Source organism: Lacticaseibacillus jixianensis, assembly GCF_003946485.1.
Taxonomy (GTDB): Bacteria; Bacillota; Bacilli; order Lactobacillales; family Lactobacillaceae; genus Lacticaseibacillus; species Lacticaseibacillus jixianensis.
In genome coordinates this window covers 1-10,128 of record NZ_RHOJ01000038.1, presented here as the reverse complement: position 1 = coordinate 10,128, position 10,128 = coordinate 1, and the positions used below count along the sequence as shown (strand labels likewise).

The following is a 10,128-nucleotide window of genomic DNA, read 5'->3' as shown; positions in this document are numbered from 1 at the left end:
TCATATAATGAGTTATTTGAATAGCTCGATTTGTTGTTTGCGAATTGACTTCGCTCATGTACTTAATTCTTTTCAACTTTCATTGAAAAGCCCTATCACATTTACGAAACTTTGTTCAGTTTTCAAAGGACTACCTTGCCGTTTAGACAACTTAATTAGTATATCTTATCCGGCGGACACTGTCAACAAAAAGTTTTAAGTGCCTTGCCGCAGCGGCGTTACATCGCCGCGACAACTTAAACATCATACCAACCAGCCTGCTGACTGTCAACATGCTTTTGAAAATTTCTTTCGAAAGAAGGCGAACGTGAAAAGCTGGTAAGATGAACGCAGTACAAGAAGGGAAGAATCCACCATGACCAGCCAAAGTGAATGGGATGCGTTCGCGGCTACCTACGCTCAAGTGCAGCGCGAGTCGCGGCTCCCCATCGAACACGATGTGACCACCTACTTGACCGCGCAACTGCCGCTGACCACGATGACCGCCGTTGACCTAGCCGCCGGGACTGGCCGCTACGCCTTACCCCTTAGCCGCGTCTGCCAAACGGTCGAGCTGATCGACTGGGCCCCGGCGATGCTCAAGTATGCAGACCAGTGGCTGGCAGGCCACCACCGCGCCAACTACACACTGACCGTTGCCGACTGGCGGCAGCTACCTGCCGTGCCCAGGGCCGATTTGGTCTTTGTCAGCCAGCTCCCCGACTTGAGACCGGCCGACCTGCCGCAGCTGCTGGCAATGACTGACCAAGCGCTCGTCTTGAACCTCCAAACCCTGGCGGCGTCTTCGCTGCTAACGCAGATGGCCGCGGCGCTGCACCTGCCAGTCCCAGTTCAGCCCCAGGCAGACCCGCAGCGCCTAGCCGCGCTGCGGCAGGCGCTAGAGACCCACCACATGACTTACCGCCACCACCGCCTGACGTATCGGCTGAAGGATGAAGCCAGCGTCAGCGACTTACTGCCAGACTTTGACCGGCCTTTCTCCGTCAGCGAGGCCAACCAGCTCGCCGTTCAGGCGGCCGGGGTCCCCCAGGCCAACCAGCTGGTCCCCGTGGCCATTGATTACGCCTTTGATCAGCTGATCATCCCCTCAGCCGCCGCCGACCACCTGCGCATCAGATAGAAAAAAGACCGCCAGCAGCGGTCTTTTTGCTTATTTGGTCCGGAGGTTCTCGATGTTAATGGTCGTGTCGACCCAGCTGTCATCATAAAAGCCCGTTTCGTGTGAGACCATCAAGATGGCGCCGGGATACGCCTGCAGCCCCGCCGCAAGCGCATTTTTGGTGTCCTCGTCCAGATGATTCGTCGGCTCGTCCATGATCAGGACGTTGCTTGGCTGCAGCATGAGGTCGGCGAGCTTCACCTTGCTCTGCTCGCCCCCTGAGAGCATCTGCAGCGGCTTATCCATCTCTTCGCGCGTCAGGGCCGTCCGCGCCATCACTTGCCGCAGTGGGCGCTGAGACAGAGCCGGGTACTTGTTTAGCAAAAACTGCAGGGGTGTCTGCTTCGGCACCGCCCAGTTGAGCTCCTGTTCAAAGTAGGCAAACTTGACGTTATCCGCATAGGCCACGCTGCCACTGAGCGCCTTAAGTTCGCCCAGAACAGTCCGTAGCAGGGTCGTCTTGCCGATCCCGTTGAACCCTTCCAGCGCGATCACCTCGTCCTTAGCCACGGTGAAGTTAATGGGCGCCAGCAGCGGCTGGTCGTAGCCCACCACCAGGTCGTTCACGTCCACCAAGATCTGGCTTTGGACCTCCTGATAAGGAAAGACGAGGTGCGCCTTGGCCCGGTTGCCCGGCGGCGTCAGCTTCGTCATCCGCGCCAGCTGCTTTTCGCGACTTTTGGCCATCGTCGAGCGGGTGCCGGCCTTGAACTTACGAATAAAGGCCTCCTGCTTCTTGATCTCCTGCTGCTGCTTTTCGTACGCCTTCATGTAAGTCTCGTGATCGGCCTCTTTTTGGCGCATCGCCTGGTGCAGCGAACCGGTGTACTTGGTGATCGTCCCGAACTCAATGTCGAGGATCGCGTTCGTCACTTGTTCAAGGAAGTCAAAATCGTGTGAGATCACGATGAAGGCCCCGTCAAACTCCTGCAGCCAGTCCGTCAGCCATTCAACGTGGCTGACGTCGAGGTAGTTGGTCGGCTCGTCCAGCAGCAGCATGTCGGGCTTTTCGAGCAAAAGCTTGGCCAGAATGATCTTCGAGCGCTGGCCCCCGGACAGTGCATCCACAGAATGATCAAGACCGATGGCATCCAGCCCCAGCCCGGTCGCGACGGTTTCGATCTTCGTGTCCAGATCGTAAAAGTCGTTGGCCTCCAGCTCCTGCTGCAGGGTCCCCGCCTTTTCTAGCAGCTCATCGTCCGGCTGTGCCGCGTAATCCGCGTAAATGGCGTTCATCTTGGCCTCTTTGGCATAAAGCGCCGCAAACGCCGTGCGCAAGAACTCCATGATGGTCTGCCCCGGCTTCAAGTTCACGTACTGATCCAAGTAGCCGACGTTTAGGTGCTTCTTCCAGACGATCGTCCCTTCATCGGGCTCAAGGGCCCCGGTGAGGATCTTGATCAGCGTACTCTTACCAACGCCATTTTGCCCAACGACCCCCAGGTGATCGGCTTCGTTCACCTGAAAGTTCGCGTCTTGATACAACTGTTTGTCTAAGAACCGCTGGCTTAAGCCTGTAACTGTTAAGACACTCACCGTGAGCCCTCCTTATAGTTTTTTCAGAAAACAACTCGATTAATGCTAGCACATTCACCGCGGCTTTTCAAAATTCTCGTTGGCTGGGCCGCCGCTTTTCTTCTACTAATGAAACGCCGGCGACGGCCCCGGCGTTCAATTTGCGATTAATGAAACGCCGGCGACGGCCCCGGCGTTCAATTTGCGATTCCCGTGTGGTATGCTAAGTGCAATAATTACGGGAAGGTGTCATTGTGAAGGAAAAAAATAACGGGTGGGGCCGGACCCTGCTCGAATTCATCGTCATGCTGGTCGTGGTCGTCGTCGCGGTGCAGCTGCTCATCCGCTTTGTCGTCAGCAAAGACATCGTGTCTGGGCCCTCGATGCAGACGACTTTGGAGAACGGCGATCGGTTGTACTCCTTGCGCCACAAGCAGCCCAAGCGCGACCAGATCGTCGTGATCAACGCCCCTGACGATCCTGGCGCCTTGTACATCAAACGCGTCATTGGCCTGCCTGGTGACACCATCCAGTTCAAAAACGACGTCCTTTACCTGAACGGGAAAAAGACCAATGAACCCTACCTGGACCGTAAGTTTGCCAAGCAAGAAATCGCCAGTTACGCGGCCAAGCAGGGCTTAGATGCCAGCAGCATCAAGTTCACCAACAACTTCTCGCTTGCCACTTGGCCCGCGACCAAAAGTGCCAAGGTCCCCAAGAATTCGTACTTCGTGATGGGCGACAACCGCCTGATCTCCAAGGACAGCCGCTCCTTTGGCTTCGTGCCGAAAAGCAAGATTCAATCCGTGGTCGTCTGGCGCTACTGGCCGCTTAATCACATGAAGATCTTCTAGAACGCAAAACGTGGGCAGCCCGCTTAGGCTGCCCACGTTTTTTATTGCTGTAATTGTTGCGCCGCTTCGTAAGCAAGTCTGGCGTTTGCGTAATACCCCGCATCCACCAGCTGCAAGTACGGATTGATCAGCGGATCGAGGAGGTGCAACGAGGCCAGCTTCAGCAGCTGCCAGCCCAGCAGGCTGAGCTGCAGACCGAAGTAATTGAACTTGCGTCCGCGCATCACCCGCCAGGAATCCAGCACTGCCCGCGTGCTTGTGTACGGGAGCTGGCCTTCTTGTTGCTCCGCTTTGCCGTCATAGTAACGGTAATAGCTCATCGAAAGGCCATAGCTGACAATGATGGCAGGCACTACCAACAGGAACAGCCCGATCGACCGGGCCACCCAGATCAGGCAGAACAAGGACAGCACGCCGAAGAAGTACTGCCCGTTGAACGTCCGCAGCAGGGCCGCCCCGGGGTGGACCCGGGACACTTTGCCGCGCATCACGTCCAGCGCGGTGAAGGTAATGCCTTGGCTGAACCACAGCAGAATGATCGACCGCAGCACGGTCTGATTAGAGATGTTGTTGGTCCCCGCCAAGTAATCGCTGAAGTTGTCGGGATTGGCGATAATATTCGCCAACCCGTACGATTGCGCGATCTGCACCACCGTGAGCACGGCCCAGGCCATGAACGTCACGGTAATTACCCAAGGCAGCAGGTTGGCCAAGATCAGGCCGCGATACATCCCGGTTTGGCGCAGCCGCGCCTTTGCCTGCCGCTTAATTTCTCGATGTGTCATTCGCATCCTCCTATCGCTCCGAGCGAACGGGCTCTTCGGGCACCGCGCCGCTTGCGTAGCCCGCCTTGATCAAGCCCCGGATCCGCCACAGCGCCGCCAGCTGCTGGGGCAGCGCGGCGAACACCCCCAGTGATTGAGTCGTCGAATCTGCGCGCACCACGTGATGATACGCCGGCCGGCCCAGGTAGTAAAACCGGCTCGCCGCCAGCGCGTACTGCACGTTGAACAGCTCGTCTTCCATCAGGGCTACCGCCTCATCGAACTGCAGGTGGGCCGCTTCGATGATGCTGCGGCGGTAGAACTTATTCCATAAGTAGCCCCGCATGTACCCGACTGGCGCCATCATGCCGGCCAAGAACTGCCGCCGCGACAAGGGGCGCGAGCGCGTCAGGGACTTGGCAACGGTGCTGGGACGCGGATCGTCGATAAAAAAGGGGCTGACCAAAATGTCATAAGGACCCTGCTCTAACTTGGCCACAAACTGTGCGATCAGCTCCGGCGCCATCCAGTCGTCCCCGTCCATAAAGCCGACGTAAAGGCCCCGGGCCTGCGCCAGGCCGGCATTGCGTGCTGCCGAGACCCCACAGTTAGCCGTCAAGAAGATGGGCTCGATCCGCTGGTCGCGCGCCGCGGCTGCCTTGATCAGCCGCGCCGAATCGTCGGTCGAATGGTCATCGACGAGGATCACCTGCAGGTTGCGGTAATCTTGCTTCATTAAACTGGTCACGCCGCGCATTAAGCACGGTGCCAGGTTGTAGATCGGCACGATCACCGACACCAATGGGTTGGCCAACTTTTGCCACCATTTCCTTTCCTTGCCCTCTGGCGCCCTTAGTGGGCGACCAGGATCTTCGTTGTCCCTGCAAACCAGGCCTGCTGCTGAACGGTCAGTGCCCGCTCGGTAATAAAGGTGTCGATCGCCGCAAGCGTGAAACCGCGGTACGGCGCCTGGATCTGAAACTTCTGAGTCTCAGAAACAACGATCACCTGCCGCGCCGCTGCCGCCAACGTCGCCTTCACGGCCGCATCGTCGGCGTAGGGGAAGTAGACCCCCTCTTGGCTCAGTGCGGTGGCGCCGATGAACGCCGCGTCAAACGCGATCCGCCTCAGCTGCTCAAGCGTCGCCGCTTCGAAGAAAAAGCGGCCATGGTGATTGAGCTTACCGCCTAAAACGCGCAGGGTGACTTCGCTTTTAACCGCCAAGGCAATGGCGTTGTCCAGCGAATGCGTGTAAATCGTCACCGGCACGTCAATACTTTGCGACAGCTTCAGGAGCGTGGTCGAGTCATCGATGAAGTAGACTCCCCCCGGGCGAATCAGCGCCAAGGCCTGCTTGGCCATCGCGGTCTTTTCCTTAGAGAACAACTTCAAGCGTTCGGAGTAACTGGGCACCGTGTGACCGAACGTCAGGGAGACGATCCCGCCGCGGGTGCGCCGGCCAGCGCCGCTTTCGGCCAGCGCAACCACGTCGCGCCGCGCCGTGTCGCGAGAGACGCCCACGGCCTGCATGATGTCTTCGATACTCAGTTCTTTGCGCTCAGTCAACAAGCGCTTAATTTCCTCAAACCGCTTCTCGCGATACATCGTCACCGGTCGTCCCTCCAATCATTTTATCTATTATACTATACGCCTTTATCAATCTTGGCTATCCCGCACGCTTGGTAAAAATATCTATGGCCCATTATTGATGAATATAAACTTTCAAAGTGGGGACTATTGGCAAAAATCAGCGCATAATCCTCAGCGAAAACCCATATTCAAAGTTGTTTACGGTTACACCAAAATTTCTTCCCACTAATATTACGAGCGCATTACAGTGTGACAGAAACCATGATGTTTGTAAACTCACTGGCACTTGACTGACATGCCACCTCGATATACTGCACATTGTAATCGGGGGAAACATTGCTTTCCAATCAAATAGGAGTGAGTTTTATCAAAATCAAACATTCATCCATCATCGGCGTTGGCCTGCTAGCCGCGCTCTCGGCAGTGTTCGCGATTTACACGAGTACGCAGCCGGTTGAAGCAATCGCCACTAGTGATGCGGCAACGCGCCAGGCAGAAACTGCCGGCGTTCTACCAGCCGCCACGCAAACCGCAGCAAAAATCACCGCAACGCAGCAACTCATGACCGCACCAAACGCAGTCAGTCCCATCAAGCCCGGTGTCAACGCCGAGTTTGATGCCATGATGAAGCAGCGCGCCGCCGCTGCCGCCAAAGCGAAGGCCGCCGCGGCGGCCAAGGCCAAAGCCAAAGCACAGGCCCAGGCAGTCGCCAAAGCGGCAGCCCAGCGGCGCCAGACCAGCACCAGTCAGCCCAGTGCCGTCAGCACGGCGACCGGCACCAGCAAAGGCACCTTCCGCGTGACCTTCTACGATCCGGCAGTGCTCGGCTCCAGCATGGGCTACGGCGGTATCGCCGCTAACCTGAGTGTTCTGCCGCGCGGCTCGCGCGTCAAGATTCAGCTCTCCAACGGTCAGACTTTGATTCGCGTCGTCAACGATACTGGTGGGTTCGCGGCCGGCAACCCGCACCAGATCGACGTTGCCATGCCAAACAGCCAGATTCCTTCCGCCGGTGTGCTGAGTGCCACCGTCACGATCCTTTAATCCAAGCTTCATCTAACGCCCCCTAGGCAGCCATGCTTAGGGGGCGTTTACTGTTGTCACAAAGCATAGTCAGTATTGCGCGTGCGCGCCGAGCCAGCCGTAGGGGGGCCGCCGCCCTTACGTCAAAAAAAACACCCCGGACGGCGGCGGAGTGTTCAAGTTTCAGTTAGTTGCTTGTGGAATAGACGTGATACACCGGATTATTACCATCGTTCCAGTCAAACCCGGCACTGGTGTTCAGCGCGTTTTGCTTGGTGTTGAAGTTGTCGATGGTGACCTTATCCAGCCCTAAGGAGGTCCGCGCCATGTCGGAGATCCGCTGCAACTCGGTCGTGCTTTGGACCTGGTAGGCCGCATCCCCAATATAAACGCCGTCGCCCTTCAGCGACTCCTGCTTGACGTCCTTGAAGGCCCCGCGGTAATTCGTCGCGAGCGTGACCATTTCGTCAAAGCTCAAGTTGGTGCGCAGATCTGAGGAGAGCGTCGCCATCAGACTCGTGTACTTGGAAAGGGTCTTGGTCGACAGAACCTTCTTCACGATCTGCTGGATGACTTCCTGCTGCCGCTTCTGCCGGCCGTAGTCCCCTTCCGGATCCGCGTGGCGCATCCGGGCGTACGCCAGGGCCTGTTTGCCGTTCAGGTGCATCGGTCCCTTGGTGAACTTATAGTCGCCCACGTGCGCATCGGTCCAGGAAAACGCAACGTTGACGTCGACGCCGCCCACGGCATCCACGATTTTCTCCAGCCCGTCAAGGTTGACCAGTGCGTAGTAGTTGATCGGTACCTCAAGCAGCGTCTTCACACTGGCTACCGCCGTGGCGGTCCCGCCGTACGTGTAAGCCGAGTTGATCTTCGTCACCCCGGTGTACCCCTTGGTCGCCACGTGGCTCATCGTGTCGCGCGGAATGCTGATCATCGTGGTGCGCTTCTGCTTAGGATCCACAGTGACCAGGATCATCGTGTCGGTGCGGCCCTTATCGCTCCGCCCGAGGCCCCCCGTATCGGTCCCGAGCAGCAGCACGGAAAACGGCTTTTGCTTGCTGAGGTCGACCTTGGCCTTCTTCACGGTCACGTTGTCGTAGGTACTATCCAGTGCGGTCTTGGTTTGGGCGTACAGCCTGAGGGCGTAGCCGCCAGCCAAAAACACAACCGCTAACGCGAGTAGGACCACGATTTTGAGGACCGGATGGCGCTTCTGCTGATCGTGCGCGTCTCGTCTATCCATAGCTGCCTCCAATGATGAATTCTTTTAACAGTTTACTCGATTTCACCGGTAAAAAGTTCATCATTCACCAAAAAAAGGGCCCAGTTGGCCCCGATTAAACAAAAAATTAATTAACGGCGGCAACCGGTCCCCCCTCAGTCGCGGCGACTGCGAAGCGCCAGCGCCCCGAGGTAAAACAAGCACTCGATCACGGCGATGAAGAAGGTGACCGGCCAGTTGGTGTAGTAACCCAAAACCAGGCCCAGCCACACTCCAACCAGAGCCGTTGCCACCGAGATCGCAAGCATCTGCGGCAGCGTCCGCCCGAGGTACTTGGCCACCGCCGACGGCAAGGTCAGGAGAATGAACACCAGCAAGCTGCCGACAATTTGAGCACCGATCGACACCGAAATGGCAAGGATCAGTAGAAAGTACACGCTGAGTAAGTTGCGGCGCAGGCCCTGCGCCTCTGCCCCCACGGCGTCAAACGAGTCAAACGCCAAGCTGCGGTAACCGAGCGTCATCGTCAGCAGCACCCCCACGGCCAGCGCCACCAGCTGCCAGACGTCAGCGCGAGAGATGCCAATGATCGAGCCAAACAAGATTGTGGTCGCATAGCTGGAGCTTTTGGTGGACAGCGCCAAAAACAGGATCCCCAGCCCGATGAAGAGGCTGGAAATCGCGCTGATTGAAGCTTCACGGCGACCCGGCCGCACCGCCAGGCGACCGACGGAGAGTGAAGACAACACCGTCGTCAGCAGCATGCCATCCAGCGGCGGAATGCCGACCAGCACGGCAAACGCCGCACCAGCAAAGCCGATCTCCGACAGGGTGTGCGCAAGAAACGACATGCCGCGCGCCGTCACGAAGACGCCGACGATCCCGGTCGTGAGGGCAATGAAGGTGCTCGCCAGGAAGGCATTTTGCATGAATTCGTAAGCAAACATTAGCGCACCTCTTCCGTGGGTCTGAGTTCCTTGGGCATGTTGGCCTCGTTCATCTCGCTGGTCGGCCGCATTTCGTACCCTGCCTGCGTGAGGAGCAGGTACTGCTGGGTGTAAGCCTTAGCCAGCTCAAGATCGTGTGTGACAAACAACACGGTCAACCCGCGGCGCTGGTTCAACTCGCCCACCAGCGTCATAAGCTCCGTCTTGGTGTTCACATCCAAGCTGGCGGTTGCCTCGTCCAAAATCAAAAAGTTCGGGTGGGTCAGTAGGGCCTGCGCCAAGTAAGCCTTCTGTTTTTCTCCGCCCGACGCCATACCTAAGGGCTGGTTCTGCCGTTCAAGCAGCCCCGTTTCACGCAGCGCAGCGGTCACAGCCTGCTTTTCGGCCTTGCTGTGCCAAGGCACGTGCCGCTGCATCTGGTTGAGCCCGACAAAACTGCGCAGGGACAACGGATACTCCGGATCGATGTTACGAAATTGCGGCACGTAGCCGAGCCGCAGCGTTGGGGCCTTGATGATGCGCCCGGCCGTTGGCGTCAGCTGACCCATGATCAGCTTGGTCAGCGTCGTCTTCCCCACCCCGTTGGCCCCGATCAGGCTGGTCACGGACCCGGCGGCGAGGGTGAAGCTCAGATCGTGATAAAGCGCTCGGTCGCGAAAACCGAAACTCAGGTGCTCGACGGTCAAGATGGGTTCAGTCATAGCTTTCCTCCGCTGCAAGTAACAGTAATGATTACGATTAACGAACATCATTTTAACGCTTTGGCGGTGTCGTGGCCAGAGAAATGACCCATTTTCTGAAAAATGTCAGTGTCGGCGAGGCTTGCCTGGGCGCAACGCGCGTAGCAGCACTGGCTGTCCCGATAAGTGCGCGAAGGCTTTGGACCTTGCTTAATCGGGCGGCGGGTTCGCAACGCGGGAGCAGCTAGCTACGCCCCAAGCCTCGCCGCCAAAGTACGGCGGCAATGCTTGGGGCTAGATAATATGAAGTGACCCCCTAGATTGTCGACACGGGGATTTAGATTGATAATGTTGTTAGCTAAAACAAACAA

At 57.5% G+C, this 10,128-nt stretch carries 10 protein-coding genes; 3 read left to right on the top strand and 7 right to left on the bottom strand.

Annotated features, from left to right (window positions below; genetic code table 11):
• Positions 1-355: 355 nt before the first annotated feature.
• On the top strand, positions 356-1,120 hold the full coding sequence (locus tag EKM85_RS11035) for a class I SAM-dependent methyltransferase (RefSeq protein ID WP_125586897.1): 765 nt from the start codon (positions 356-358) through the stop codon (positions 1,118-1,120).
• Positions 1,121-1,150: 30 nt separating this feature from the next.
• On the opposite strand, the gene EKM85_RS11030 is transcribed toward EKM85_RS11035, so the two are convergent.
• Positions 1,151-2,695, bottom strand: coding sequence for an ABC-F family ATP-binding cassette domain-containing protein (locus EKM85_RS11030; RefSeq protein WP_125586895.1), 1,545 nt, complete (start codon positions 2,693-2,695; stop codon positions 1,151-1,153).
• A gap of 233 nt (positions 2,696-2,928) precedes the next feature.
• Between EKM85_RS11030 and lepB the strand changes: the two genes are divergently transcribed.
• Positions 2,929-3,528: a signal peptidase I gene (gene lepB / locus EKM85_RS11025; protein WP_263853307.1), complete on the top strand. Its 600-nt coding sequence runs from the start codon at positions 2,929-2,931 to the stop codon at positions 3,526-3,528.
• A 41-nt stretch (positions 3,529-3,569) separates the two neighbouring features.
• On the opposite strand, the gene EKM85_RS11020 is transcribed toward lepB, so the two are convergent.
• The 3 genes from EKM85_RS11020 to EKM85_RS11010 are packed head-to-tail and all read right to left on the bottom strand — an operon-like array spanning position 3,570 to position 5,903.
• The gene (locus EKM85_RS11020; protein WP_164510762.1) at positions 3,570-4,313 is read right to left on the bottom strand and encodes a DUF975 family protein; all 744 of its coding nucleotides are present in this window, start codon (positions 4,311-4,313) and stop codon (positions 3,570-3,572) included.
• 10 nt (positions 4,314-4,323) lie between these two features.
• Complete coding sequence (locus EKM85_RS11015) at positions 4,324-5,106, bottom strand: glycosyltransferase family 2 protein (protein ID WP_125586891.1); 783 nt, start codon at positions 5,104-5,106, stop codon at positions 4,324-4,326.
• A gap of 38 nt (positions 5,107-5,144) precedes the next feature.
• Positions 5,145-5,903: a DeoR/GlpR family DNA-binding transcription regulator gene (locus EKM85_RS11010; protein WP_125586889.1), complete on the bottom strand. Its 759-nt coding sequence runs from the start codon at positions 5,901-5,903 to the stop codon at positions 5,145-5,147.
• A gap of 336 nt (positions 5,904-6,239) precedes the next feature.
• Between EKM85_RS11010 and EKM85_RS11005 the strand changes: the two genes are divergently transcribed.
• Positions 6,240-6,926, top strand: a complete 687-nt coding sequence (locus EKM85_RS11005; RefSeq protein WP_125586887.1) for a hypothetical protein — start codon at positions 6,240-6,242, stop codon at positions 6,924-6,926.
• Between the two features lie 166 nt (positions 6,927-7,092).
• Here the strand turns inward: EKM85_RS11005 and EKM85_RS11000 are convergent, their stop codons facing one another.
• The 3 genes from EKM85_RS11000 to EKM85_RS10990 form a co-directional block, all read right to left on the bottom strand.
• Entirely contained in the window at positions 7,093-8,151 is a 1,059-nt protein-coding gene (locus EKM85_RS11000; protein ID WP_125586885.1) for an LCP family protein, read from the bottom strand.
• Between the two features lie 134 nt (positions 8,152-8,285).
• Positions 8,286-9,077 (bottom strand): metal ABC transporter permease, encoded by a 792-nt coding sequence (locus EKM85_RS10995; RefSeq protein ID WP_125586883.1) that lies wholly within the window; start codon positions 9,075-9,077, stop codon positions 8,286-8,288.
• Complete coding sequence (locus EKM85_RS10990; protein ID WP_125586881.1) at positions 9,077-9,778, bottom strand: metal ABC transporter ATP-binding protein; 702 nt, start codon at positions 9,776-9,778, stop codon at positions 9,077-9,079. The genes EKM85_RS10995 and EKM85_RS10990 overlap by 1 nt, the downstream gene beginning before the upstream one ends.
• Between the last annotated feature and the right edge of the window lie 350 nt (positions 9,779-10,128).

Bases quoted from the DNA above. Each gene is read 5' to 3' on its own strand.
- EKM85_RS11035 (WP_125586897.1), top strand. From the start codon at position 356: ATGACCAGCCAAAGTGAATGGGATGCGTTCGCGGCTACCTACGCTCAA.
- EKM85_RS11020 (WP_164510762.1), bottom strand. From the start codon at position 4,313: ATGACACATCGAGAAATTAAGCGGCAGGCAAAGGCGCGGCTGCGCCAA.
- EKM85_RS11000 (WP_125586885.1), bottom strand. From the start codon at position 8,151: ATGGATAGACGAGACGCGCACGATCAGCAGAAGCGCCATCCGGTCCTC.
- EKM85_RS10995 (WP_125586883.1), bottom strand. From the start codon at position 9,077: ATGTTTGCTTACGAATTCATGCAAAATGCCTTCCTGGCGAGCACCTTC.
- EKM85_RS10990 (WP_125586881.1), bottom strand. From the start codon at position 9,778: ATGACTGAACCCATCTTGACCGTCGAGCACCTGAGTTTCGGTTTTCGC.